Origin of the sequence: Streptomyces chromofuscus, from assembly GCF_015160875.1 — a bacterium.
Lineage (GTDB): Bacteria > Actinomycetota > Actinomycetes > Streptomycetales > Streptomycetaceae > Streptomyces > Streptomyces chromofuscus.
In genome coordinates, this window is record NZ_CP063374.1 from 2608006 (window position 1) to 2632618 (window position 24613).

The 24613-nt window shown below is 74.4% G+C and carries 22 protein-coding genes, 3 tRNA genes and 1 pseudogene; 20 read left to right on the top strand and 6 right to left on the bottom strand.

The genetic code is table 11. The features are described 5' to 3' along the window. Positions 1-164 precede the first annotated feature (164 nt). From IPT68_RS11725 to IPT68_RS11765, 9 genes are all read left to right on the top strand, one after another. A complete protein-coding gene (locus tag IPT68_RS11725) occupies positions 165-1313 on the top strand; it encodes a glycosyltransferase family 4 protein (protein ID WP_189698272.1) in 1149 nt (382 codons plus the stop codon). Beyond that, complete coding sequence (locus tag IPT68_RS11730) at positions 1310-2167, top strand: class I SAM-dependent methyltransferase (protein ID WP_228040382.1); 858 nt, start codon at positions 1310-1312, stop codon at positions 2165-2167. The genes IPT68_RS11725 and IPT68_RS11730 overlap by 4 nt, the downstream gene beginning before the upstream one ends. Beyond that, a complete protein-coding gene (locus IPT68_RS11735; RefSeq protein ID WP_189698273.1) occupies positions 2164-6453 on the top strand; it encodes a DUF3367 domain-containing protein in 4290 nt (1429 codons plus the stop codon). Before IPT68_RS11730 ends, IPT68_RS11735 begins: the two co-directional genes overlap by 4 nt. Beyond that, positions 6450-7754 (top strand): condensation protein, encoded by a 1305-nt coding sequence (locus IPT68_RS11740; protein WP_189698274.1) that lies wholly within the window; start codon positions 6450-6452, stop codon positions 7752-7754. The genes IPT68_RS11735 and IPT68_RS11740 overlap by 4 nt, the downstream gene beginning before the upstream one ends. Beyond that, positions 7751-8479 (top strand): class I SAM-dependent methyltransferase, encoded by a 729-nt coding sequence (locus IPT68_RS11745; protein ID WP_189698275.1) that lies wholly within the window; start codon positions 7751-7753, stop codon positions 8477-8479. Before IPT68_RS11740 ends, IPT68_RS11745 begins: the two co-directional genes overlap by 4 nt. Before the next feature lie 15 nt (positions 8480-8494). Next, positions 8495-9400, top strand: coding sequence for a hypothetical protein (locus tag IPT68_RS11750; protein WP_189698495.1), 906 nt, complete (start codon positions 8495-8497; stop codon positions 9398-9400). Then, on the top strand, positions 9397-9639 hold the full coding sequence (locus tag IPT68_RS11755; protein ID WP_189698276.1) for a Trm112 family protein: 243 nt from the start codon (positions 9397-9399) through the stop codon (positions 9637-9639). Before IPT68_RS11750 ends, IPT68_RS11755 begins: the two co-directional genes overlap by 4 nt. Before the next feature lie 226 nt (positions 9640-9865). After that, on the top strand, positions 9866-10690 hold the full coding sequence (locus IPT68_RS11760; protein WP_189698277.1) for an FkbM family methyltransferase: 825 nt from the start codon (positions 9866-9868) through the stop codon (positions 10688-10690). Continuing rightward, positions 10662-11267: a hypothetical protein gene (locus IPT68_RS11765; RefSeq protein ID WP_189698278.1), complete on the top strand. Its 606-nt coding sequence runs from the start codon at positions 10662-10664 to the stop codon at positions 11265-11267. Before IPT68_RS11760 ends, IPT68_RS11765 begins: the two co-directional genes overlap by 29 nt. A gap of 80 nt (positions 11268-11347) precedes the next feature. On the opposite strand, the gene IPT68_RS11770 is transcribed toward IPT68_RS11765, so the two are convergent. Further along, positions 11348-12220 (bottom strand): ATP-grasp domain-containing protein, encoded by an 873-nt coding sequence (locus IPT68_RS11770; RefSeq protein WP_189698496.1) that lies wholly within the window; start codon positions 12218-12220, stop codon positions 11348-11350. Between the two features lie 169 nt (positions 12221-12389). Here IPT68_RS11770 and IPT68_RS11775 point away from each other — a divergent pair, with 169 nt between their 5' ends. The 5 genes and pseudogenes from IPT68_RS11775 to IPT68_RS11795 all read left to right on the top strand — a co-directional run. Beyond that, entirely contained in the window at positions 12390-13442 is a 1053-nt protein-coding gene (locus tag IPT68_RS11775) for a MerR family transcriptional regulator (RefSeq protein ID WP_373300590.1), read from the top strand. Between the two features lie 506 nt (positions 13443-13948). Continuing rightward, positions 13949-15397: an acyl-CoA synthetase gene (locus IPT68_RS11780; protein ID WP_189698280.1), complete on the top strand. Its 1449-nt coding sequence runs from the start codon at positions 13949-13951 to the stop codon at positions 15395-15397. Next, the gene (locus tag IPT68_RS11785) at positions 15390-16745 is read left to right on the top strand and encodes a carboxyl transferase domain-containing protein (protein ID WP_189698281.1); all 1356 of its coding nucleotides are present in this window, start codon (positions 15390-15392) and stop codon (positions 16743-16745) included. Before IPT68_RS11780 ends, IPT68_RS11785 begins: the two co-directional genes overlap by 8 nt. Positions 16746-17086: 341 nt before the next feature. Then, a complete protein-coding gene (locus IPT68_RS11790; RefSeq protein ID WP_189698282.1) occupies positions 17087-18124 on the top strand; it encodes a rod shape-determining protein in 1038 nt (345 codons plus the stop codon). A gap of 19 nt (positions 18125-18143) precedes the next feature. Next, positions 18144-19231: pseudogene (locus IPT68_RS11795) on the top strand (GAF domain-containing protein); the annotation flags it as partial. A gap of 30 nt (positions 19232-19261) precedes the next feature. Here IPT68_RS11795 and IPT68_RS11800 read toward each other — a convergent pair. Together IPT68_RS11800 and IPT68_RS33975 are read right to left on the bottom strand one after the other, a co-directional pair. Continuing rightward, entirely contained in the window at positions 19262-20188 is a 927-nt protein-coding gene (locus IPT68_RS11800) for an anti-sigma factor RsbA family regulatory protein (RefSeq protein ID WP_189698283.1), read from the bottom strand. Continuing rightward, positions 20185-20538, bottom strand: coding sequence for an STAS domain-containing protein (locus IPT68_RS33975; RefSeq protein WP_228040384.1), 354 nt, complete (start codon positions 20536-20538; stop codon positions 20185-20187). The genes IPT68_RS11800 and IPT68_RS33975 overlap by 4 nt, the downstream gene beginning before the upstream one ends. A 235-nt stretch (positions 20539-20773) precedes the next feature. Here IPT68_RS33975 and IPT68_RS11810 point away from each other — a divergent pair, with 235 nt between their 5' ends. From IPT68_RS11810 to IPT68_RS11830, 5 genes are all read left to right on the top strand, one after another. Beyond that, positions 20774-21463 (top strand): ANTAR domain-containing protein, encoded by a 690-nt coding sequence (locus tag IPT68_RS11810; protein WP_189698285.1) that lies wholly within the window; start codon positions 20774-20776, stop codon positions 21461-21463. Between the two features lie 32 nt (positions 21464-21495). After that, positions 21496-21945: a WYL domain-containing protein gene (locus tag IPT68_RS11815; RefSeq protein ID WP_228040386.1), complete on the top strand. Its 450-nt coding sequence runs from the start codon at positions 21496-21498 to the stop codon at positions 21943-21945. Between the two features lie 267 nt (positions 21946-22212). Further along, the gene (locus IPT68_RS11820; protein WP_189698286.1) at positions 22213-22449 is read left to right on the top strand and encodes a hypothetical protein; all 237 of its coding nucleotides are present in this window, start codon (positions 22213-22215) and stop codon (positions 22447-22449) included. 18 nt (positions 22450-22467) lie between these two features. After that, positions 22468-22710: a type II toxin-antitoxin system Phd/YefM family antitoxin gene (locus IPT68_RS11825; RefSeq protein WP_189698287.1), complete on the top strand. Its 243-nt coding sequence runs from the start codon at positions 22468-22470 to the stop codon at positions 22708-22710. After that, a complete protein-coding gene (locus tag IPT68_RS11830; RefSeq protein ID WP_189698288.1) occupies positions 22707-23153 on the top strand; it encodes a PIN domain-containing protein in 447 nt (148 codons plus the stop codon). Before IPT68_RS11825 ends, IPT68_RS11830 begins: the two co-directional genes overlap by 4 nt. Positions 23154-23660: 507 nt before the next feature. Here IPT68_RS11830 and IPT68_RS11835 read toward each other — a convergent pair. The 3 genes from IPT68_RS11835 to IPT68_RS11845 all read right to left on the bottom strand — a co-directional run bounded on the left by IPT68_RS11835 (position 23661) and on the right by IPT68_RS11845 (position 24056). Next, positions 23661-23737, bottom strand: a tRNA-Ile gene (locus IPT68_RS11835). A gap of 168 nt (positions 23738-23905) precedes the next feature. Continuing rightward, positions 23906-23978, bottom strand: a tRNA-Asn gene (locus tag IPT68_RS11840). 5 nt (positions 23979-23983) lie between these two features. Then, positions 23984-24056: transfer RNA gene (locus tag IPT68_RS11845), tRNA-Asn, on the bottom strand. Positions 24057-24213: 157 nt separating this feature from the next. On the opposite strand from IPT68_RS11845, the gene IPT68_RS11850 reads away from it, so the two are divergent. Continuing rightward, positions 24214-24519, top strand: a complete 306-nt coding sequence (locus IPT68_RS11850) for a YtxH domain-containing protein (RefSeq protein WP_189698289.1) — start codon at positions 24214-24216, stop codon at positions 24517-24519. Positions 24520-24613: the final 94 nt, after the last annotated feature.

Below are 24613 nucleotides of genomic sequence, written 5' to 3' on the forward strand. Positions count from 1 at the left end.
GCCGAAATTGTCATGTCGGTGAGTAGCCGTGACGAACGCCTCGGCGAAAACTGTCCAACCCCACCCCGAGCACATCCCGTGCACAGCCCCCACCCAGCCAGAGCACAGCGATCGTTCTCGTCCCCCACGCCGAGTACCGCACTCCGAGACGAGTTGGAGCACCCATGCCCCAGCACGTACCGCCGCCGCTGCGCACCGCGCTCCCCCGGCCGCAGCAGCACTTCCCGGCGCTCCCCCCATCGCCGCGCCGCATCGTTTTCCTCGCCCACCGCGACCTCGGCAATCCGGCCGCGGGCGGCTCCGAGCTGCTCGTCGACCGGCTGGCCGAGGGCCTGACCCGCCTCGGCCACCAGGTCACCCTGCTGTGCGGCGGCCCCGCCGCCTTCCGCGACTACCGGGTGGTGTCGGCGGGCGGCCCCTACGGCCACTACCTGCGCGCCCGGTCGGCCTTCGCCCGCCAGGTCGGCGACTGCGACCTGCTGGTCGAGGTGTGCAACGGCATGCCCTACCTCGCCCCGCTGTGGCATCGCGGCCCCACCCTCTGCCTGGTCAACCACGTCCACTCCGACCTGTGGGGGATGCGCTTCGGCGGCCCGCTCGCGCCCGCCGCCCGGATCGGCCGAAGACTCGAGCACTGGGCGCTGACCGGCGCGCAGTCCGGCCTGCTGGTCGCCGTCTCCCCGTCCACCGCGCACGCGCTGCGCGCGCTCGGCGTCGCACGCGAACGCGTCCGCGTCGTCCACAACGGCGTCGAGGAGCCCGGCCCGCGCGCCGACCGCTCCCCCGAGCCGCTGTTCGTGGCGGTCGGCCGGCTCGTCGAGTACAAGCGCGTCGACCTGCTGCTGCGGCTGTGGGAGCGGGTCCGGCCGGTCACCGGCGGCCGGCTGGTGATCGTGGGCGACGGCCCGGAACGGGAGCGGCTCACCGCGCTGGCCGGACCGGACGTCGAGTTCACCGGGCATGTCTCCGAGGCCGAGAAGCACCGCCTGCTGTGCGCGGCGTGGCTGCTGCTGCATCCCTCGGCGGTGGAGGGCTGGGGACTGGTGGTGACGGAGGCGGCGGCGCGTCAGACGCCGACGGTCGGCTTCGACGTGCCGGGTCTGCGGGACTCCGTCGTCGACGGTGAGACCGGTGTGCTGGCCGGCGGTGAGTCCTCGTTCGCGGCGGCCTGGTGCACCCTCGCGCTGTCCGGGCACCGCCGTGAGCTGATGGGGAAGGCGGCGCGCGACCACGCGGCGCGGTACCGCTGGGATCGTACGGTGCGGCAGTTCCGTGCGGTGGCACAGGAGGCGGTGAGGGGCTGGGCGCCATGACGCCGGTGCGCCGTATCGGTGAGGCCGTCTGGCGTGTGCCGGTCGTGCGTGGCTGGTCGCGCCCGCGCGGCGGCGGCCGCACACCGAGGACGGCCCCGCGCCCCTCCACCGCATCACCTCGCCGGCCCGTCAAGGATCCGTCCTTCCGCCGCTCCCTCGCCCTCCTGCGGGCCTTCCTGCGGGAACAGGACGACCCCGACGCCTGTTACGCACTGCTCGCCCGCGACTCCGTCGACCAGGTCGAGGCCTACGACGGTCCCGTCGCCGGGCGGACCGTCGTCGACGTCGGCGGGGGCAGCGGGCACTTCACCGAGGAGTTCCGGCGCCGCGGCGCGCACGCCTACCTGTTCGAACCCGACGTCGGCGAGCTCGGACGGCGGCCGCCCGACGGCTCGGTGATCGCCGACGGCTATCTGCTGCCGCTGCCCGACGGGGCCGCCGACGTGACCTTCTCCTCCAACGTCCTGGAGCACGTGGCCGACCCGCAGACCTTCCTCAGCGAGCTGGCGCGCGTGACCCGGCCCGGCGGGCTGATCTACGTGTCGTTCACCAACTGGCTCTCCCCGTGGGGCGGCCACGAGTGGGCGCCCTGGCACTACCTCGGCGCCGAGCGGGCCCGTGCCCGCTACCGGCGCCGCACCGGAAAGCCCGCCAAGCACACCCTCGGCGAGAACCTCTTCGCCGTGCACATCGGCCCCACCCTGCGGCAGGTCCGCGCCCGCGACGACGTCACGCTCGTCACGGCGCGCTCCCGCTACTGGCCGTTCCTCGCGCAGGCCGTCGTCAAGGCGCCCGGCATCCGCGAGGTGGCCACCTGGAACCTCCTCCTCATCCTCCGGCGGTGTCCCCCATGACGACCACGGTCCAGGCCCCTCCTCCGGCAGCCGTCCCCACCACCGCGACCACCGCGGGCCCCCCGGAGGGCCCGCGGTCGCGGCGCTGGCTGCTGGGGTTCTGGGCCGTGGTCCTCGTGCTGTTCCTGGCCGTGCGCCCGGGCCGGCAGACCTTCGACACCAAGCTGGGGGTGACGGTCGACCCGGGCCGGTTCCTCGCGGACCTCGGCCAGTTGTGGCACGACCGGGGAGGCTTCGGCGGCATCCAGGACCAGTACGCCGGTTACCTGTGGCCCATGCTCCCCTTCCACTGGCTGTGCCGCGCGGTCGAGCTGCCGGTGTGGCTGGCGGAGCGCCTGTGGATGTCGCTGGTGGTCTCGGTCGCCTTCTGGGGCGCGCTGCGCCTGGCCGAGCGGCTCCGGATCGGCAACGGCCCGGCGCGGCTGCTCGCGGCGGTGGCGTACGCGCTGTGGCCGGTGTTCACGACCGTCGTCGGCTCGACGTCGGCCGCCGCGCTCCCCGGCGCCTTCCTGCCGTGGGTGCTGCTGCCGCTGACCGACGAGCGGTACGGCGCCCGCGTGGCGGCGCTGCGGTCGGCGCTGATCGTGCCGTTCATGGGCGGGGTGAACGCGGCCTCGACGCTGGCGTCCCTGCTTCCGGTGGGCCTGTACCTGCTGTCCCGCCCGCCGGGCCCCCGGCAGCGCAAGCTGATCGCCTGGTGGGTGCCGGGCGTGCTCGTGGCGACCGCCTGGTGGTGGATCCCGCTGCTGCTGCTCGGCGCCTACGGGGAGAACTTCCTGCCCTACGTGGAGAGTTCGCAGACCACGACGGCCACCATGTCGGCCACCGAGGCGCTGCGCGGCGCCGGGAACTGGGTGGCGTACCTGCACTTCGGCGAGGCGTGGCTGCCGGCCGGCTGGACCGTGGCGTCCTCCGTGCCGGTGATCGTCTGCTCGGCGTGCGCCGCCGGGCTGGGGCTGGCCGGGCTGGCGCGGCGGGACCTGCCGGAGCGGCGGTGGCTGGTGCTCACCGTGCTCGTGACCGGGCTGGTCCTGCTCGCCGGGTACGGCGGCGCGTTCGGGGCGCCGTTCCACGAGACCGTGCGGGACTGGCTGAACGGCTGGCTGGCCCCGTTCCGGAACGTCTACAAGTTCCAGACGGGTCTGGCGCTGGCGCTGGTCCTCGGCCTCGCCCACCTGGTGGCGGCTGCCGCCGAGCCGCGCGGCGCCCGGCCGGTGCGCGGCCGCCGGTTCGCCCCGCTGTTCGCGGCGCTGCTGGTGCTGCCGGGGCTGGTGGTGCCGTACGTCAACGGGTCGATCCTCAACCCCGGTTCCTTCCAGGAGCTCCCCAAGTACTGGCAGGCCACAGCCGACTGGCTGCACAGGTACTCCCCCGACTCCCGCGCCCTCGTCGTCCCGGCCACCGCGCACGGCATCCACACCTGGGGCTCCCCCATCGACCAGCCCCTCGACGTCCTGGCCGAGTCCCGCTGGGCGCAGCGCGACTACGTCCCCTTCGGCACGCCCGGCAACCGCCGCGCGATGGACGCCGTCGAGCAGGCCCTGCTGACCGGCGGCGCGGTCCCCGGACTGGCCGACCACCTGAGCCGCGCCGGCATCCACTACGTCGTGGTGCGCAACGACCTCGACCCCGACCAGATCGGCGCCGTCCCGACCACGATCGTCAAGCGCACGCTGGAGCAGTCCGGCTACCGGCGGGTGACCGGACTCGGCCCGGTCATGACCGGCGGCCGGATCGCGGACGACACCCCGCTCCAGGTCGAGGGCCTGTACCCGCGGCAACGGGCGGTGGAGATCTACCGGCCGGGCGGCGCGGGCGTGCCGCGCCCCGGGCAGGCCGCCCTGTATCCGATCGCCGACACGGCCGTCGTCTCCGGCGGCCCGGAGTCCCTGCTGCCGCTCGCCCCGGCACTGCGGGGCCGGGCCACCGTGCTGGCCGGCGACCATCACCCCGGGCTCGGCTCCCCGCGGCTGCAGGTGACCGGCGACGGGCTGCGCCGCGCGGACACGCGGTTCGGGCTCGTCAACGCCAACACCTCGTACACGTACACCCGGGACGAGCGCAACGCGCCCGACGCCCACCAGGACGCCGGCGAGCCACCGCACCAGATCCTGCCGGTGACCGGCCTCCGCCATCAGACGGTGGCCGAGCTGCGCGGGGCGCGGTCGGTGACGGCGTCGTCGTACGGCAGCTGGTTCTTCCATCTGCCGCAGTTCGACCCGGTGGGCGCCTTCGACGGCGACCCGGCCACCGCGTGGGCGGAGGGCTCGGACCGGTCGCCGAACGGGCAGTGGCTGCGGATCGAGTTCGCGGGCGCAGGCGAGGACGAGGCCGCGGGCGCGTACGCCATGCCGTCGTCGTTCGCGGTGACGCCGCTGCCGCAGGAGAGCGTGCGGTCGGCGCCGACCCGGGTGCGGGTGGAGACCGAGCGGGGCTCGGTGACCAGCTTCCTCCAGCCGAACGGCATGACGCAGCGGGTGAAGGCCCCGGCGGGCGCGACGAGGTGGATGAAGCTGACGATCGTCGACTCGGTGGCCCGCAGGCCCGGGCTGACCGGCGCGGGCTTCACCGAGATACGGCTGCCGGACGTACGGGTGACCCGCATGCTGCGGCTGCCGACCGACGTTTCGGCGGCGGCCTTCGAGATCGTCTCCCTGCACCGCGCGGCCGACCCCACCGGCCTCTCCGCGACCGGCACGGAAACGGGCCTGCACCGGCGCTTCTCGACCACCGGCACGGGGACGTACGACATCAGGGCGAGCGCCGTGCCGGTGCCGGGCGAGGAACTGGACCGGCTGCTCTACGAGGTCGCGCCCGGCCGGCCGGCCCGCGTCACCGCCACCGCCGACTCCACGGCCCGGCTGGGCGCGGGCCTGTCCGCGCGCAACCTCACCGACGGCGACCTGACGACGGCGTGGCTCGCGGGCGACCGGCCCACGGTGCATCTGCGCTGGGAGGGCAAGCAGCCGGTGAGCGAGCTGGTGCTGGCGCCGGCCGGCGGTCTGTCCACCCGCCCCACCGAGGTGCGCGTCAGCTCCCCCGACGGCGCGGCGAGCGCCGCCGTGGACGACAACGGCTGGGTGCGCTTCCCGGCGATCACGACCGACCGGCTGGACATCACGGTCACCGAGACGGCCCCGCTCACCCTGCACAACCCGGTCGTCGACGAGGACCTGCAGCTGCCGGTCGGCCTCACGGAGGCCTATCTCCCGGCCCTCGACGCCTACCGCACCCCGCAGCCCCGCCCCGAACGCCCGTTCTCGCTGCCGTGCGGCGAGGGGCCGGTGCTGGCGGTGGACGGGGAGCTGTACCGGACGAGCGTGCAGGGCACGGTACGGGACCTGACGGAACGCCGGCCGGTGGAGGTGTCGCTGTGCCCGTCGAGCGGTGTGGAGCTGACCGAGGGCACCCACCGGGTCGAGGCGGGGGACGCCGGTCCGCTGGTGCTGACGGACGTGACGCTGACACGCGGCACGGTGACGCAGCCGGTGTCCACGGCTCGTGACCTCCGGATACGGGACTGGCTCGGCGACCGCCGCGAGGTGACGGCCGGCTCGGGCGCGGCCTCGTACCTGACGACGTACGAGAACTTCAACGACGGCTGGAAGGCCACGCTGAACGGCGAGGAACTCACCCCGGTCCGGCTGGACGGCTGGCAGCAGGGCTGGCGCGTCCCGGCCGGTGCGGGCGGCACGATCAAGCTGGCGTACGAGCCGTCGACCACGTACGAGGCCGGGCTCGTCGGCAGCGGGGTGGGGCTGGCCGTGCTGGTGGGCCTGGTGCTGTGGCGCCGGCGGGCACCCAACCCCGACGGACCGCAGCCGGCGCCCCCGGCGCCGGGGCTGTGGCTGGGAACGGTGGCGCTGACGTCGGCCGGCGCGGTGATGGCCGGGTGGCTCGCGCTGCTGGTGCCGGCGCTGGCGGTCCTGGCGTACCGGCGGCACGCGCTGCTGGTGCCGCTCGCGTTCGCGGGGCTCGCGGGAGCGGGCGTGGTCGCGGCGACGGCGGCCGGCGAGCCGGCCGGGGACGGCGGCGGCGCCTTCTCCCACGTGGCTCAACTGCTCGCCGTGGTCGGGCTGTTCGCCGCGCTGGTGAGTGTGCGGGAGCGGGGCGGCGGTGCGGGGACGACGGCGCCGCCGGTGGCGCCGGGGACGGCCCCGACGCGGCCCCTGCCCCGCCGCGCCAGGGCCGTGCCGGACCCGTTCCCGCGCGCCGAGGCCGGGCCACCCGTCACGGCGCGCGGTCCCGGCAGCCCGCAGTCCAAGGAGGGGGACGACACCCGATGACCGCACTGGACGACGCGACGCCCCGCCCGGCGGTACGGATCCCCTTCCCGGTCGTGGACGAGGTGGCCCGGCACTGCCTGCAGGACGAGGAACCGGAGACGGTCCACATCGAGGTCCACCTGCCCGGCCCCCTGGACCCGCCCCGGCTGTGCACGGCCTTCACCGAGGCCCTCCGCCACCACCCCCGCATCCTGATGCGCGAGGCCCCGGGCCCGTGGTACCGCCGCCGCTACGAGTGGGAACTGACGGAGGGACCGGACGTGGAGGTGGTGGGCTTCCCGCTCCCGGGGCGGGACGCGCTGCGGGACGCGAGGACGAGGGCCCTGACCCAGGCGCCCCCGCTGGCGCTGTCCCCGCCGGTACGCCTGGACGTGGTGAGCACGCCCGGCCCGCCCGGCACCGGCAGCGTCCTGTTGCTGACCATCAACCACACCGCCCTCGACGGCCCCGCATGCCTCCGCGTCGTCGCCACCGCCGCGGAGCTGTACGGCGGCAGGGACAACTCCCCCGCAGCCCCGCCCCTGCGCACGGCCCGCCCCGAACCACCCACCGGGACCACCCCGTCCACCTGGTCCCGGCCCGCCCGAGTGGCCCCCGGCACCCCGGACCCCTCGCCCGGCAACGGCCTCATCGTCTCCGACCTCGCCGTCCCCCACCGCCCGCGGGGCGCCCCCTACACGGTCAACGACCAGCTGATGGTGGCCACCGCCCTCACCCTCGCGCGCTGGAACCGGGAACACGGCGGCGCCTCTCCCCGCCCGGTGCGCATCACCATGCCCGTGGACGACCGCCCTCGCGACACGACCATGCCCATCGGCAACGGCACCCGCCTCGTGGAAGTCCCGTTCGCCCCCGGGGAACTGGCCGGCCACGACCGCGACATGCCCGCCCTGCTGCACCGCACCGCCGTCCGCACCCGGGCCCTGAAGTCCCTGCCCCGGCCGCAACTCGGCCACGGGGCCGCCTTCCTGACCGCCCCGGTCCTCCCCGTCCCCTGGCGTGCCGCCCTCACCCGCGGCCTGCGCCGGGCCGCCGCGCCCTGGACGTCCACCACGCTCCTGAGCAACATCGGCCGGAACCCCTACCCCCTGGACTTCGGCGCGGAGGCCGGCCGCGCGCACGCGGTCTGGTTCTCGGCCCCCGCCCGCATGCCCCGCGGCCTGACGTTCACGACCGCGTCCACCGCGGGCCGTCTCCACCTGGCCCTGCGCTGGTCGCGCAGCCTCCTGGGACCGGGCGACGGCGCCCGTCTGCGGGACCTGTTCGAGCAGTACCTGCACATGACGGAGGTGCCCCGATGACCACCGCCGCACCTCCCGGGGACCTCCGCGACTTCTACGAGAACCCCGGCGTCCCGGTCGCCTCCGGCACCCCCCGCAGTCTCCGCCAGGCCCGTATGCTCGCCACCGCCCTCGGCGCGAGCGGCACGCCGAGCCTCGTCCTGGACATCGGCTGCGGCGACGGCACCGCCGCCGCCACCGCCGCACCGCTGCTGCCCGGCCACCGCATCGTCGGCGTCGACTGGTCCCAGGACGCCCTCACCCGGGCCCGCTCCCGTCTGTCGTACGCCGTCCGCGGTGAACTCACCGGCGGCGGCCTGCCGTTGCGCACCGGCGTCGCCGACGCCGTCCTGTTCAGCGAGGTCGTCGAGCACCTGGTCGACCCGGACGCCGCCCTCGAGGAGATCCGCCGCGTCCTGCGCCCCGGCGGCCACCTGATGCTCTCCACCCCCAACCTCGCCGCCTGGTACAACCGCGGCCTGCTGCTCGCCGGCGTCCAGCCCGTCTTCTCCGAGGTGAGCCTGCGCGCGGTCCACGGCCGTCCCGGCCGGGAGGTCGTGGGGCATCTGCGGCTGTACACGGCCCGCGCGCTGCGGGAGTTCGTCGCGGCGGCCGGCTTCGAGGTCGTACGGCTGGAAGGGGCGCCCTTCCACGGCGTACCGCGTCCGCTGCGGGCGCTGGACCGGCTCGCCTGTGCCCGGCCGCCCCTGGCCTCGATCCTGCTGCTGCACGCGCGAAGGACGTAGGCCGTGTGGTGGGGAGTGGCCGCGGCCCTGCTGGCGAACGTGCTGTACAGCAGCGGGTTCGTGCTGGAGAAGCGGGCTCTGGCCATGCTGCCCGAGGTTTCCGTCCGCCGTCCGGGCCGCCTGCTGCGCCTGGTGCTCGGCAGCCCGCTGTGGATCGGCGGCTCGCTCGCCCTCGCGGCCGGTTTCGCCGCCCAGCTCGTCGTCTACCGCACCCTGCCGATCGCCGCCGCGCAGGGCATCTTCGTGTCCGGGCTCGTCCTGCTGGTGCTGCTCTCCGCGCGGCTGCTGGGCGAGCGGACCAGCGGGCGCGAGCGGTACGCGCTCGCCGCGATCCTGGCCGCGCTGCTGATGGTCGTCCTGTCCCTGGACGAAGGCACGGACACCGTCGGCCACGGCGCCCCCCACCCGCTGGTCCTGCTGCTGTGCGTGCCGTCGCTGGCCTGCGGCGTCTGGCTGTACCGCGCGGCCGAGCGGCGCGCGGCGCGCCGGCACCGGATGCCGACGGCGGGCGTCGAGTACGGGGTGGCGGTGGGCCTGCTCTACGGGGTCAGCTCGCTCGCCGTCAAGGGCGTCTCCGGTTACTGGCCGGCCGGTGACGTCGGCGGCGCACTGCTCGGCGTGCTGCGCTCCCCGTACCCGTACCTGCTGCTGTTCACCGGCGCGTTCGGCCTGGTCATGTCGCAGGCCGCGCTGCAGCGCTGCCGGGCCTCGCTGATCGTGCCGGTGTGCACGACGGTGACGTGCCTGTACACGGCGGTGCTCGGCACGCTGTCGTTCGGCGAGGCGCTGCCGGACGACCCGCCGCGGCTCGCCCTGCGGCTGGCGGGCACGGCGCTGGCGGTCGCCGTGCTGCTGGCCATGCCGAAGCACGACGACGCTCCCCGACCCCCCGCACCCGCCAAGGAGTTGACCCCGCCATGAGCTCCTCCCCGAGCCCGGACGACCGGCTCTTCCTGAGCATCCTCGCGTGTCCGCTCGACAAGGGCCCGCTGCATCTGGTGCCGCCGGACGGGTCCGTCGCGTCGGCGCAGGCCCTGTACAACCCGCGCCTGCGCCGCCGTTACCCGATCGTCGACGGCATCCCGCAACTGCTGCCGTCCTCCGGTGAACAGGTGTCCGAGGAGGAGCACGAGAAACTGCTCCAGCGAAGGGCGCCATAAGGTCTGCCGCCATGACAGACGCCCCACAACGCGCCTCCGCCACAGATGCCCCACGGATGCCTCCATGACGGACAACACGGGCAAGCGTGACGGACGCGGCACGACGGGCGCGGCACGACGGAGACCCGCACGACGCGCACCCCACGACGGACGGCCCCGAAGGGGAGGCCTCACCGACGGCCTCCGAAGCGGAGGCCCCAGGTACCGGACCGGAAACGGATGGCCCATGACCACGCTCGCCGCCCGCCTCGCTCCCTTCCTCCCGGCCCGCCTCGTCGCGGCGACCGCCCGCGCGGTCTACCCCCGCTTCGAACCGGAGCTGGCAAGGATCGCCGAGCTGTGCCCGCCCGGCTGCGGCACGGCGGTGGACATCGGCGGCTGGTACGGCCCCTGGACCCACCGGCTGTCCGCCCACGCCCGCCGGGTGGTGACGGTCGAGCCGGTCCCGCACCTGGCCCGCCTGCTCACCGCCACCGCCCCGTCCAACGTCCGGGTGATCCAGGCCGCCGCCTCGGACCGCCCCGGCACCGCCCGCCTGTGGCTGCCGGCCGACGACACCGGCGACCGGGGCGTGTCGTCCCTCGTCCGCCGGGACATCCACGCCCACGCCGTGGACGTGCGCAGCGTCGCGCTGGACGATCTGGACCTGCGGGACGTCGGCTTCGTCAAGGTGGACGTGGACGGCAGCGAACTGGCGGTGCTGCGCGGCGGGACGGCTCTGCTGACCCGCGACCGCCCGGCCCTGTTCGTCGAACTGGAGTCCCGTATCCAGCCGATCTCGCCCGTCCTGACGTATGTGGCGCTGCTCGGATATGACGGCTGGGTGCTCCCCGAGGACCGCTGGATCCCCCTCGCCGACTTCCCCCTGGAGGCCCATCAGGCCGCCACCGCACACGTCGCGTCGCACGGACTGGTACGCCGCGTCCTCCCATTACACGGTCGCACCCGATACGTCAACTCCGTGCTGTTCCTTCCGGACGGAAGGCGGCCAGGAGGGGGCCGAATGGGCGACGATGGTTCGCATGCCGTCCTCCGCAGACAACCCCACTAGCCCCTTCACCCTCGTCGAATTCCAGGTGGTCCTGCTGCGCCGCATGGCCGACCACAACGCCGACCTGGTCGACGACGCCCGCCGCGAACTGGGCGTGTCCGTCACACGGATGCAGGAGGCGAACCGGCGCTGGCAGATGCTGCTGCGCTCACCGCGCGTCCGCGCCGCCCAGAGCCGGCACCGGGCGATCCTCGGCGCACCCGAATGGACGACCTCACGCCGCATCGGCGACCTGGACTGCGAGGCCTGGCAGTGGCCGGTCCCCCTCTGGCCCGACCTGCGCTTCGAGGTGCTGCTCGCCCCGGGCGGCGCGGTCTGGAACGAGTGGCTGGTCCGCGCGCCGGACGCCAAGCCGCCCGAGCTGCACACGGTCGAGGACCTCTACCCCTGGTCCTGCACGGTCGACGAGGCGGCCCGCGCCTTCTCCCCCGCCCGCCCCATGGAGGGCTCGGCCCCCAGCCGCTGGGGCCTCGCCTTCACCGCCCCCGACACCGACGGCCATCGCCACGAGGTGGTGGCGGAGTTCACCTGGGGCCTGCTGCAACGCACGATGATCGGCGGCCGACGGGTCCTGTGAGGGGTCCGGTGACGGCGGGCGGGCCGTGCCGACGAACAAGCCGGCGCGCCCCGCCCCGCCGCCCGGGGCGGCCGCCGCCGTCACCCCCGGGCCGCCGCCAGCACCGCCGCCACGACCTTGGGCACGGACGCGGTGTGCAGCGAGAGGAACAGGTGCGGCTCGACCAGCTCCAGCTCCATCACCCGCGGCTGCCCGTCCTCGCCGTCGACCAGGTCGACGCGCGCGTACAGCAGCCCGGGAGCCCCGGGCACGGCGCCCAGCGCCCGCTCGGCGACGGCCAGTTCGGCGTCGGTCGGCCGCCACACCTCCAGCCCCGGGTGGGCGACCTTCCGCTCGTCGTACGCCGTCCCCCGCGCGAGCACGGCCCCCTTCCGGCTGGCGTGCAGCAACCGCCCGCCGAAGAACTGCAACGCTCGTTCTCCGGCCACGTCGATGCCCGTGACATACGGCTGCACCATCGCGGTGAACCCCTCGGCGTGCATGCGTTGAAGGTGCCGTACGGCGATGTCGTGCTGGTCGGGCGTGTACCGCGCGGCGAACCGCGCACCGGCGCCGGACGTCGGCTTGACGACGTACTCGCGGTCGCGGGGCAGCCCGGCCGGCTCCCCGGGCGCGACATACCGGGTCGGCACGACGGGCACCCCGGCCGCGGCCAGTTCCCCCAGGTACCGCTTGTCGACGTTCCACCGCACGACGTCCGCCGGGTTGGCCAGCCGCGTGGCCTTCCCGCAGGCCTGGACCCACTCGACGAACTCGGCCGACCGCCAGCTGTAGTCCCAGGTCGACCGGATCACGACCAGGTCGAACCCGCGCCAGTCGACCCCGGCCCGGTCCCACTCGACCCCGACGGCATCGGCCCCCGCCTCCCTCAACGCCTCGATGAGCACCGGCAGATCGGGGTCGACGCTCACCTCGGGCCCCGGACGGCAGGTGGCAAGGGCTATTCGGGCCACGGCGCTCTCCTCCTCGTACGACGCGGTCGCACGCACGTTCTTCCGACCAACAGCCCCGCAGGCTAACAATGCGACCCAGCCCGAGAACCCCGCTTGACCTTCACCTTCGGTGAAGCCTCAGCATCGGTGCGTCGGCGCCCGGAACCGGAGGAGTGCGGAGTTGGATCACCTGCTGACGATCGGCGCCTTCGCCAGGGCGTCCCGGCTCACGCCCAAGGCCCTGCGCCTGTACGACGAGCTGGACCTGCTGCGCCCGGCCCGGGTCGATCCCGGCACGGGCTACCGCTACTACGCGGCGGACCAGTTGGAACGCGCCCGCCTGGTGGCCTGGCTGCGCCGCCTGGGCATGCCCCTCGCCCGCATTCGCGAGGTGTGCGCCCTGCCGGCGCCGGACGCCGCCCGCGAGGTCCGCGCGTACTGGGCCCGTGTGGAGGCCGAGACGGCCGCACGCCGGGACCTCGCCGGAATCCTCGTCGCCCATCTGACGGCATCACCGCGAAAGGACCCCACCATGACCGCACTGCGACTGCGCTACGCCGCCCACTCCGACCGGGGCATGATCCGTCCCGCCAACCAGGACACCGCGTACGCGGGCGACCGCCTCCTCGCCGTGGCCGACGGCTACGGTCCGGCAGGCGGCCCGGCGAGCACGGCCGCCGTGGCGTGTCTGAAGACCCTGGAACGGACGGCGGAACGCTCGGCCGGCAGCGTGCTGAACCTGCTGGAGGCCGCGGTGCGGGACGCCGCCCTGGCGGTGCACGACGTCGCGGCGGACGAGGAGGCCGGCACCACCCTCACGGCCATGCTGTGGACGGGATCGAGCGTCGCGCTGGTCCACGTCGGGGACTCCCGGGCGTATCTGCTGCGCGACGGCGGCCTGTTCCGCATCACCCACGACCACACCGTCGTCCAGTCGCTGATCGACGAGGGCCGCCTGACCCCCGAGGAGGCCGCCAGCCACCCCCAACGGGCCCTGCTCCTCAACTCCCTCACGGGAACCGTCCCCGCCGCCCCGGACCTGCGCCTGCACGACGCCCACCCCGGCGACCGCTACCTCCTCTGCTCCGACGGCCTGACCGCCGTGGTCCCCGACGCCCGCATACGCGGCCTGCTCGGCACGGAACCGACCCCCGAGGAGGCCGTTCGCGCCCTGGTCGCCGCCGCGAACGACGCCGGCGGGCCCGACAACGTCAGTTGTGTGGTGGCCGACGTGACGCGGTGAGGCGCCGGAAAGCAGTGGAGCGACGGTGTGCGCCGTTACCGTGCCGGCGGCCCCTGCCGTCTGAGCGAGGACGTGCCGTTGTCCACCGTGTGAGACCTCCCGAGCGGTGAATCGTCGCGCGTCGCGCCTGTGCGCCGCGCTCCTTCATGTCGCGCCCCAGGTACGTCCCGCCGCCGTGCCGAACCTCCACCAGGCCCGCACCTCCGGCACCACGACGGCCTGCTTCACCACGCCCGGCTGACGCCCGGCCCGACGCCGACTCCCGCCACCGTCGCCCTCACCACCCCGCCACCGCGAGCGCTTCTTCCGGCAGCCGATGATGTAGGGAGGGATCGTGGTGGCGTGGTCCCCGCGGTGGTGTGGCCGGTGACGGTCGTGCCCGGTTTCGGCCGGCCCTCACCGACGCAAGCCCTGACCCGCGCGGACCCTCATCCGCGAGACCGCGCGGGCCACCGGCGCACCACGGCCACGACGACGGCTCAGACGACGACCAAGGAGTACGCAGCGTGTCCCCACTCTTCCCGGCGCTGAACCGAGGACCGGCCGAGCGGCCCGCCCTGACCTTCGGCGGCCGCTCCCTGACGTACGCGCGGCTGGCCGCCGCGTCCGGCGCCGTCGCCGAGCGGATCCGCACCGCCGGCCGCGTGGCCGTCTGGGCGACCCCGGTCCTGGAGACGGCCGTCGCCACCGTCGGCGCCCTGACCGCGGGAGCGGCCGCCGTGCCGCTGAACCCGAAGTCCGGTGAGCGGGAACTGGGGCACATCCTGGCCGACAGCGCCCCGGACGCCGTACTCACCGCCCCCGGCGCCGAACTCCCCGCGGCGCTCGCCGGCCTGCCGCGCATCGACGTCGACGTCCGGGCGACCGGCCCCGTCCTGCCGGACGACGCCGACGACGAGGCCCCGGCCCTGATCGTCTACACCTCCGGCACCACCGGCCCGCCCAAGGGCGCCGTCATCCCCCGCCGGGCGATCGCCGCGACCCTGGACGCGCTCGCCGACGCCTGGCAGTGGACCGGCGACGACGTGCTCGTGCACGCGCTGCCGCTGTTCCATGTGCACGGCCTGGTCCTGGGCGTCCTCGGCCCGCTGCGGCGCGGCGGGTCCGTGCGCCACCTCGGCCGGTTCAGCCCCGAGGGTGTCGCCCGCGAGCTCGGCGCCGGCGCGACGATGCTCTTCGGCGTGCCGACGATGTACCACCGCGTCGCGGAGGCCTTCCCCGCCGACCAGGAACTGGTGAAGGCGCTGGCCGGGGCGCGGCTGCTGGTCTCCGGCTCGGCCGCGCTGCCCGTGCACGACCACGAGCGGATCGCGTCCGCCACCGGCCGCCGGGTGATCGAGCGGTACGGCATGACCGAGACGCTGATGAACACCAGCGTCCGCGCCGACGGCGAGGCCCGCCCCGGCACCGTCGGCGTCCCGCTGCCCGGCGTCCGGCTGCGGCTGGTGGAGGACGACGGGACGCCCATCGCGGCGTACGACGGCGAGACCGTGGGCGAGATCCAGGTGCGCGGCCCCAACCTGTTCACCGGGTACCTGAACCGGCCCGACGCGACCGCCGCCGCCTTCACCGCCGACGGCTGGTTCCGCACCGGCGACATGGCGGTGCGCGACCCCGACGGCTACGTCCGGATCGTCGGCCGCAAGGCCACCGACCTGATCAAGAGCGGCGGCTACAAGATCGGCGCCGGTGAGATCGAGAACGCGCTGCTGGAGCACCCCGGGGTGCGTGAGGCCGCCGTCACCGGGGAACCCGACGCCGACCTCGGCGAGCGGATCGTCGCCTGGATCGTCCCGGCAGACCCCCAGGCGCCGCCCGGACTGGAGGAGCTGGCCGGCCACGTGGCCCGCCGCCTCGCCCCGCACAAGCGGCCGCGGGTCGTCCACCACCTCGACGCGCTCCCCCGCAACGACATGGGGAAGATCATGAAGCGGGCGCTGGGCGGCCATGCCTGAGCGCCCGTCCGCCCGCGCGGCCATCGCCCTCGTCACCGACGCGTTCAGCGAACTGCCGTCTCCGGCGCGGCGGGCCCGGCCCGACGGCCCCCTCGCCTGGGACGGTTACGACGCCTCCCGCGCCCGCGCCGCCGAGCGCACCGGCGAGGACGAGTCCGTCGTCTGCGGCACCGCCCGGGTCGAGGGCACCCCGGCCGTCCTGATCGCCTTCGAGTTCGGCTACCTCGGCGGCTCGCTCGGGGAACGCACCGGCGACCGGCTGGAGTCGGCGTACATCCACGCCCGCGAGCACCGGCTGCCGGTCGTCGCGCTGATCGCCACCGGTGGCAGCCGGATGCAGGAGGGCATGGTCGCGCTGAGCCAACTCCAGCGGGTGGCACGGCAGTCGGCGCTCACCCGGGAGGCCGGGCTGCCGCAGCTCGCCGTGGTGCGGGACCCCACCACCGGCGGCGGCTGGGCCACCCTCGGCGCGGGTGCCGACGTGATCCTCGCGCTGCCCGGCGCCCAGGTCGGCTTCGCGGGTTCCCGGGTCCGCCCGGCCGACGCGGACCCGGCGGCGTACACGGCGGAGGCCCAGGTGGCGGCAGGCGCCGCCGACGCGGTCGTACGGCCGGAGGAACTGCGGGGGACGCTGGGGCGGTGGCTGTCGCTGCTGACCGCCCCGTCCGGCGAACCGGCGCCACCGCCCCGGCCCCTCGGCGCGACCGACCTGCCCGCCTCCGGCTGGGCCGCGGTCCGGCGCGCCCGCTCACCGCGACGCCCGCGCGCGCGGAGCTATCTGGACGCCTACTTCACCCACCGGGTCGCGATCAGCGGCGACCGGTGCGGCGGCACCGACGACGGGATGCTGTGCGGTTTCGGCGACCACGGGGGCCGTACGGTCGCGTACGCCGCCCAGACGGGCACGGCGACCCGGCCCGCGGGTTACCGCACCGCCACCCGGCTGATCCGCCTCGCGGACCGGCTGGGCATCCCGGTGCTGACCCTGGTCGACACCCCGGGAGCGGCGAACGACGCGGAGGCGGAGCGGCAGGGCGTGGGGGCGGCGATCGCCGACCTGTTCGGCGCGGTGGCCGTGGCCCGCACCCCCATCACGACCCTGGTGATCGGCGAGGGCGGCTCCGGCGGCGCCCTGGCCCTGGCCGCACCCGGCAACACCTGGGCCACCCCGGACAGCTACTTCTCCGTCATAGCCCCGGAGCTGGCCGCGGCGATCCTCAAACGACCCCGGCGGGAGGTGGAGTCGACGACCGCCCAACTCCGCGTCCGCCCACAGGACCTGGCCGAGCTGGGCCTGACCCGGGCAGACGATCGCTCCTCCCCCGAGGCAGACGATCCCCACCCCTGAGGGCGGCCGGGTCGCGCGGCGTCCGTCGACACCGGCGGTGGGCGAGCGACGGGCTGCCGTCCGGGCGCAGGTCCCCCGCCCGCCTCACCGCAAGGAGAGATGCGACGCCGCGCGGGGGGCGGGGGAGTCGAGTGGGGTCGGTGGGGCCGGCGCGGTGGTCGGAATGCGGCGGCGATCGGGCGGGTTTCGCACGCCGACGCGCCGACCGGTACGACGAATCACTCGTCCGGCCGCACCCCGCCCGGCCCCCTCCAGAGGGCGCCCCCACCCCGGCCCCGCGCACGATGCCAGGGAGGCCCGCCGCCCGGCGGCACCTCGGTCCACGCCCGGGAGGATCCGCCATGACCGCCAGTCTGGAGCAGCTACGGCGCTGCCATTTCGCCGTCGACCTGGGGGCGGCGCGGACGCGGGTGTACGTCAAGGGCGCCGGACTCGTCGTCGACCAGCCCTCGGCCGCCGCCGTCAACACCCGTACCGGGGCGCTGATCGCAGTGGGTGAGCTCGCCGAGAAGATGACGGGACGTACGCCGCACTACATCCGGGTCGTCCGGCCGGTCTCCGGCGGCACGGTCGTCGACATCGAGATGGCCCAGCGGATGCTGCGCCATCTGCTCGGCGACAAGACGCGCCGCTACCTGCGCCGCAAGCCGAGACTGCGCGCCGCCGCCTGCACCCCGCACGACGCCGACCCCCTCGCCCAGCGCGCGACCATCGAGACCCTCGTCGGGCTCGGGGCGCGGCGCGTCGAACTCGTCGACACCCTCATCGCCGCCGCCGTCGGCTGCGGGCTGCCGGTCGAGCAGCCCGAGGCGACCATGGTGCTGGTGTGCGGGGCGGCCGCCACGCAGGTCGCGGTGCTCTCCCTCGGCTCGATCGTCACCGCCGAGCGGATCCCGGTCGGCGGTGAGGCCGTGGACCACGCGATCGTGCAGCACCTGCGGCACGAGCACGAGCTGATGCTGCCGAGCCAGTCGGTACGGCCGCTGCAGCTCGCCCTGTCCGGCAACGGGCTCACCCCGCACGGACCGGCCTCCACGGAGATCCACGGGCGGGACGTCGCCACCGGCCTCGCCCGCAGCGTGCGGGTCGACACCGCCGCCGTGCGGGACGCCATCCAGACCCCGCTGACCGCCGTGCTGGACGGCATCGGCAAGGTGCTGCGGGACTGCCCGCCGGACCTGGTGGCCGACCTCGCCGACCGGGGGATCATGATGGTCGGCGGCAGCGCCCTGCTGCCCGGGTTCGACCAGATGCTGCGGGAGGCCACCGGCATGCCGGTGCACATCGCGGAACGGCCCGACGTGTGCGCCGTCCAGGGTCTCGGCACCATGCTGGAGGGCCGGATCACACCGCTGGAGCTGGACCCGCTGGACGACTGAGCGCCCCGGGCCCAGGGACATGCCCGACGTCCCCCGACTCCCCGCCCTGCTGCTCGGCACCGTCCTCGGCGTCGGCGCCGACCTCGATCCGCGCGCCACGCTCCAGCGCATCGTGGACGGCGCCGCCGAGCTCACCGGCGCCCGCCACGCGGCCCTGCAGACCCGCGGCCCGGGCGACGACGGCCTCCACGAGTCCCGATGGGCCGGCCTGCCCGCCCCGCCGCCGGACGCCGACACCCTCGACGGGCCGATCCACGTCGGCGACGAGGAGTTCGGCCACCTCCACCTCGCCGGCAAGCACGGCGGCGGCCCGTTCACCGCCGAGGACGCACAGCCGCTGCGCATCCTGGCCGCCCAGGCCGGGATCGCCCTCGGCAACGCCCGGCTGTACGAGGCGGCCCGGCAGCGCGAACGCTGGATCGAGGCGTGGCGGCCGTCATCACCGCCCTGCTCGGCGGCGGGAGTGCCGACGACTCCCTGATGACGGTCGCCGAACGGGCCCGCCTGCTCGCCGCCGCCGCGGGCGTCATCCTGCTGCCCACCGAGGCCGGCGGCATGGAGATCGTCACCGCCGCCGCGCCCGACGACCCCGGTGACCTCGTCGGCACCACCATCGCGCCCGGCAGCCCCGTACTGAGGCAACTCCTGAGCGGTGAGCCGGTGTTCGTCGACGACTCGGCGACCGACCCGCGCATGACGACGCGGGTACGGCGCCGGTTCGGGGCCAGCATGCTGCTGCCGTCGCAGGCGGGCGGCCGGCTGATCGGCACCCTCGCCCTGCCCCGCCGGCGCGGCGAGCGCCCGTACACGCCGCTGGAGCGGCTGCCGGCCGGCCAGTTCGCCTCGCAGGCCGCGCTCGCCCCGGTCCTCGCCGACGCCCGGCACAGCCGCGCGCGTCTGGCGGTCTACGAGGACAGCGACCGCGTCGCCCGCGACCTGCACGACCTGGTCGTCCAGCGGCTGTTCGCCACCGCGCTGATGCTGGAGGGCGCGCAGCGCCGCGGCGAGTCCGGCGCGGTGCACGACCGGGTGGGTCGGGCCGTGGACGAACCCCACGCGACCATCGAGGAGGTCCGCACCACGATCCTCACCCTGCAGCAGCCGCCCCCGTAAGCGTTGCGGCGACCCCAGAACGGCTCACCGCGCGAACCAGCAGCGCACCGTCGTCCCGTCCTCGCCGGTGTGCACCCGCACGAGATCGGCGATCAGGTTCACCAGCAGCAGTCCCCGGCCGCCCCGCTGGTCCCGGACGGCCGGGCGACGGCCCGCCAGCGGGTCGGTCAGACGGCCCGGGTCGCGCACCTCGCACACCACGTACCCGTCCTGCGCCCACACCCGCAGCACGCCCGAACCGCCGCCGTGCACGACGCTGTTGGTGGTCAGCTCGGCGGTGACCAGCGCCAGGTCCTCCAGGCGCGTGCCGGACAGCCCGAACCCCGCCGCCTCCCGGGTGGCGGTGTGCCGCGCCGTCGGCAGCGTGTCCGCGGTGAAGGCGAAGGAGAGCGCCTCCGGCACGACGGGCAGCGGCTGGTTGTAGCGGCTGACGACGCCCTCCCAGTCGTAGGCCGCGCTGTCCTCCTCCCGGCCCGAGGAGACGACCGTGGGATGCGTGGCCCGGGCGTCGGCGAGCACCTCGGCGTCCAGGGTCCGCACGTCGTACGGGCACAGGATGGTCACCCGGCGGCCCGTGAACGCCGCGTTGATCAGGGCCTCGTGCTGGGCGCAGGCCGGGTACTCGGCGGCGGTGCGGCCGGCCCAGACCGGCTCGCCGATGATCCGCACCCGGCGGCCGGGCGGCTGGGCGTCGGCGAACGCGCGCAGCACTCCGGGGATGATCCGGCCGGGGTTGCGGCCGGCCTCGCGCATGTCCAGCAGCCGTACCGCGCCGGCGATGTCACCGAGTCCGTCCCGGATCAGCGCGAGGTTCTTGCCGGGCACGGCCACCGCCACCGGCTCCCCGGCGGCGAGGCCCTCGCGGACGAAGGGGACGGTGCCGTCGAGGTACTCCTGCTCGTCGGCGTAGAACAGCGCCGGGTGCACGAAGGGCTGGGCTGCGGCACTCATGACATCGACACCTCGATCGCCGACTGATCGGGCCAGAACAACTCCAGTGTCCGGCACAGCACGGGCGGCGGAGCGTGCAACACCATCCGCCGGCCGACGGACAGCCGCCGCGCGGCGTCCACGAGAGCCCCGGCGCCCGCCACGTCCACGAACGTCACGGCGGACATCTCCAGATGACACACGTCCCTGCCGTCCCGCACGACGCCCTCCAGAGCGCTCTCCCAGATGGCGCGCGTGGTCAGCCCCACTTCCCCCACCGCGCGTACGCCGAAGCGCTCGGCCAGCGGCGCGACGGTCAGCCGCGCCGGCGCGCCGCCGGACCCGGACGGCTCCCGGTACTGGATGGCCACAGCCGTCTCCCCGTACTCCTCGTCGTCGCTCGTACCCCGACGTGAACCGGTCAATCCTCGCGTCCGGCCCGTCAGCGGGTGTAGGGCGCCACCCGCGGGGCAGGCGCACCCACAGCATCGGGGCTGCGGAGGGCTCCGCACAACATCGGGACAACGGAACAGTCGTGGACAACGCCACGTCGTGCCCGACCGTCGGCGGCCGTCCACGGCTGTCGGCGACCACGAAGGCGGTGACATGAACCCTGTGGCACCACCCTCTCTCGGGGATCGGTATCGCCCCCTCACCATCGACCGGCGCACAAACGCCGCCGGGCGGGCCGTGCTCCGCGCGCGGGGCGAGGTCGTGCACGGCTGCGACGGCATCCTGGCCGAGGCACTGGCCCGGCTGCCCGCACGCACCGGCCGGGTGGAGCTGGACATGGCCGGCGTGACGTTCATGGACACGGCGGGACGGCAGTTCCTGGCCACCCTGTGCGACTACGGGCGCCGGCACGTGGTCCCGGTCTCCGCCACCAACTGGCACGGCCAGCCGCGCCGGATCCTGGAGCTGATCGGCTTGGACACCACCGACCCCCTGCGCCCGAAGGACACGGAGCCGCCGGCGCCGCCGCCCGCCCCGCTCCCCTCCGCGGTGGCCCTGGAACGCGCGGAACAACTCCACGAACTGCGCGAGGAGATCGAGCACCTGCGCCGGGCCATCGCCTCCCGCCCGGTGATCGACCAGGCCCGCGGCGTCCTCATGGCCACCCACGCCTGCACCTCCGACGAGGCGTGGCACATCCTCCGCGAGGCCTCCCAGCTCTCCAACACCAAGCTCCACACGGTCGCGGCGGCCATCACCTCCGGCGCGGAGTCCGACGGCCCGCCCCCGCCGGAGGACGTACGCGCGGCGCTGCGCCGGGCGCTCGCCCGGCGGGGGCGGTGAGGCGGGGCGTCGCGGAGGCAGCAGACGGAACCGTGCGCATCGAACGGCCCCGCAGCCACCGGGCGACCGCGCCGGTACCGCCCCCGCGCGGAGCGGTCGGCGGGCCCGGTGTCCGGTCCCGTACGACCGCCGCCCCGGAGCAAGCCGAGTTGGCCGCGCCGGCCACCCGACTCACGGGCGCCCCGCACGCTCATCCCGCCCCCGACCCGTACAACGGAGTCCCCTTCGCCACCGATACCGAAGAAATCATCGCCGGATACGCGACCCAGCTCCCCCACGCCGATGTCCGTCAACTCGCGCACGCCGTCGACGACCGTACGGCGATCACCATCGAGTACGTCGCCACCACGGGCAGCCGCACGGTCCGCACCATCAGCGGCCTCGACCTCGACCCCCCGTATCTGTACGCCTGGTGTCATCTACGCGATGCGGAACGGGTGTTCACCCTGTCGCGGATCCACGGTGTGATGCCCCCGGCGTAACGCTCGGGTGGCGGCCCAGGGCGCGAGGCAGCCGCACCCGTCCGGGGTGCGTCACCGGGAGGCCGACGTCGCTTTGTTGGTGGCCGCCTCCACCGCACCGCCGATCGAGTGATCCGTGCTCGGCGCATTTCGTACGACGCCACCTCGACGGACGGAGCTCTCCCGCAGCGGTCGCCGTCATCAGGCACGTGCGTCCCGCTGCTGTAACTCCCTTCAGGACCGCCGACCCAGTACTGAAGTCGTTGTCCACGGTGCTGCCCCCGCTGCGTGAGCTTCTTCGACCTGGACCAGGCCCCCTCACGGCTGCAGTGGACCGCCCGGCTGCTGCCGCTGCACCACCTCGACACCGCACTGCCGGACACGCTCACCCCACACCACGGCATCGCCCTATCCACCGCGCCCTCGGCGGCCCCGGCCACCTGCGCCGTGCGACCGCGGCACTCGCGTTCCGGCTGCTCCGCTGGGACCCCGCATGAGCGGCACCGACCGTCGCCGACAGCCTAGGGTAGTAACATGTACTACATGGAGACCACTGCCCGCGAGTTCAACCAGAAGTCCTCGCAGATCCTTGCCGCCGCGGCCCGCGGCGAGACCGTCACGGTCACCAAGAACGGCACCCCGGTAGCTCGGGTCGTACCGATAAGCGACACCAACGTCCCCCCGTACCCGACCGACCCCATGGGCGACCTCGACCTGCCCGACCTGGGCCTGCCCGACCTCACCGACGACGAGATCGAGGACACGCTCAAGGGGATGAGCGCGTGACCCTGGTCGCCATCGCCGACACCAACGGCCTGTACCGCCTGCTCGATCCGAACCTAACCGGCCACCAGGAGCACAGGAAGGCACTGGCGGCGACCAGCCACCTGGTCATCTCCCCCCTGGTTCTGGCCGAGTTGGACTACCTGATCGCGACACGCGCCGGAGCCCGCAAAGCTCTGGCGGCGGCCCGGTTCATCGAACGCAACGTGGCGACGCGCCGATTCGAGGTACCGCCTGTCAGCGCGCACCTGAGCGCGGCGATCGCGGTCGCAGAGGGGTACGCCGACGCCGACGGCGGCAAAGGTATCGGACTGACCGGCGCCATGAACGTCGCCCTGGCCGCCGCCTACCGCACCGACGCCCTGCTCACCACCGACCATCACTTCCGCATGGTCCGCCCCCTGACTGGCCATCCCGCCTTCCGGCTCCTACCCGACGACCTCTAGTGCCGCGGCAGGCAACGTTTGCCCGGCAAGGAGCGGCGTCCGGTGCGTCCTCTCGACGTGCCGGCCGGAAGCCCTCGTACTGGATGTACTTGGGCTTCCGGCCGGTGCGGCGAGAGGGCGTGCCGGGCGTCGGGACGGGGTGAACGTTGCCTGTCGCGGCACTAGGCCGCACCACTGGGGCTACGCCGGGCGGCGTGGCGGCTCAGGTACGGGTACCAGTACCGGACGCGTGCTCCGTTGCTGCTCGAACCAGCCGCGCCGTTCTGCACTCAGCTCCAGGCCCTCGCGTCCACTATGCGTCCACTGGATCTTGAGGCACGGAGACCGCGAGGTGGTTTCCAGCTCACCGACCCCTCGTATCAGTGCAGGTCAGAGCCATGCCTGGATCAGTCAGGTCACTCTCTGCGACTCCCGGCAGTGCCCCTGAGCAGCGGATTCTCCCCGTCGGGTCGACGTTGATGATCTCCCTGCCAAGAAGAGACGTTTCCGCAGGTTACGGGCCTGCACTGGTGGGGCGGGTGGGACTCGAACCCACGGCCGACGGATTATGAGTCCGCTGCTCTAACCGGCTGAGCTACCGCCCCATAGCGGCGTGTCGCGCACATTTGTGCGCGCCGTCTGCCGCAGCATAGCCGCTCATACGATCTCCTGCTCCGGCTGGTCGGCTCCGCACGACCTCGGAGACTCCCCCGCGGCCCGGGCGGTTCCACCGGACATGAAAAAGGACCCCTGCGGGGTCCTCGTTCAGGCTGCTCCCCCGACTGGACTCGAACCAGTAACCTGCCGGTTAACAGCCGGCTGCTCTGCCAATTGAGCTACGGAGGACCGAGCTCCCCCGACTGGACTCGAACCAGTAACCTGCCGGTTAACAGCCGGCTGCTCTGCCAATTGAGCTACGGAGGAATGCCTCGTTGCATCGAACGCACCCACCTGGGTATTCGCCAGAGGGCGCGCGCTCGCTGCGACACATACATTAGCGCAAGCAGGGGGGTGCTCCGCCAATCGGTACTCCCCGGCCCCAGGCCGCGCCAGAGGACCTACGCAAGGGAAGGGTGGCCGTATGCGTTACCGGCTCACGTTCGTCGTCGGACTCGCTGTGGGTTACGTGCTGGGCACACGAGCCGGACGGGAGCGCTACGAACAGCTGAAGAAGACCGCACGTCAGGTCGCGCAGAACCCGACCGTGCGCAACACCGCCGAGACGGCGGCCCTGCAGGGCCGCCAGTTCGCCGGCAAGGCGTACCACACGGTGAGCGCGAAGGTCGGCGACCACATGCCCGACTCGGTCGCCCACCGCGTCCGCTCCCTGCGCGAGCGCAACGTCAACGGCACGGCCGGGGACGACTGGGGCACCAGCAACACGTAGGCGCGGGGAACCGCGACGTTCGCGACAGGGCGCGGGAAAACCGCGTGAGCACCACCTTCCACCCGCGCCCGCACCCCCTTCACGCGCCCCTGCG

What these genes read in the sequence shown, in the direction of transcription:
- IPT68_RS11725 (WP_189698272.1), top strand. Translation starts at nt 165, where the DNA reads ATGCCCCAGCACGTACCGCCGCCGCTGCGCACCGCGCTCCCCCGGCCG.
- IPT68_RS11730 (WP_228040382.1), top strand. Translation starts at nt 1,310, where the DNA reads ATGACGCCGGTGCGCCGTATCGGTGAGGCCGTCTGGCGTGTGCCGGTC.
- IPT68_RS11735 (WP_189698273.1), top strand. Translation starts at nt 2,164, where the DNA reads ATGACGACCACGGTCCAGGCCCCTCCTCCGGCAGCCGTCCCCACCACC.
- IPT68_RS11740 (WP_189698274.1), top strand. Translation starts at nt 6,450, where the DNA reads ATGACCGCACTGGACGACGCGACGCCCCGCCCGGCGGTACGGATCCCC.
- IPT68_RS11745 (WP_189698275.1), top strand. Translation starts at nt 7,751, where the DNA reads ATGACCACCGCCGCACCTCCCGGGGACCTCCGCGACTTCTACGAGAAC.
- IPT68_RS11755 (WP_189698276.1), top strand. Translation starts at nt 9,397, where the DNA reads ATGAGCTCCTCCCCGAGCCCGGACGACCGGCTCTTCCTGAGCATCCTC.
- IPT68_RS11760 (WP_189698277.1), top strand. Translation starts at nt 9,866, where the DNA reads ATGACCACGCTCGCCGCCCGCCTCGCTCCCTTCCTCCCGGCCCGCCTC.
- IPT68_RS11765 (WP_189698278.1), top strand. Translation starts at nt 10,662, where the DNA reads ATGCCGTCCTCCGCAGACAACCCCACTAGCCCCTTCACCCTCGTCGAA.
- IPT68_RS11785 (WP_189698281.1), top strand. Translation starts at nt 15,390, where the DNA reads ATGCCTGAGCGCCCGTCCGCCCGCGCGGCCATCGCCCTCGTCACCGAC.
- IPT68_RS11790 (WP_189698282.1), top strand. Translation starts at nt 17,087, where the DNA reads ATGACCGCCAGTCTGGAGCAGCTACGGCGCTGCCATTTCGCCGTCGAC.
- IPT68_RS11800 (WP_189698283.1), bottom strand. Translation starts at nt 20,188, where the DNA reads ATGAGTGCCGCAGCCCAGCCCTTCGTGCACCCGGCGCTGTTCTACGCC.
- IPT68_RS11810 (WP_189698285.1), top strand. Translation starts at nt 20,774, where the DNA reads ATGAACCCTGTGGCACCACCCTCTCTCGGGGATCGGTATCGCCCCCTC.
- IPT68_RS11825 (WP_189698287.1), top strand. Translation starts at nt 22,468, where the DNA reads ATGGAGACCACTGCCCGCGAGTTCAACCAGAAGTCCTCGCAGATCCTT.
- IPT68_RS11850 (WP_189698289.1), top strand. Translation starts at nt 24,214, where the DNA reads ATGCGTTACCGGCTCACGTTCGTCGTCGGACTCGCTGTGGGTTACGTG.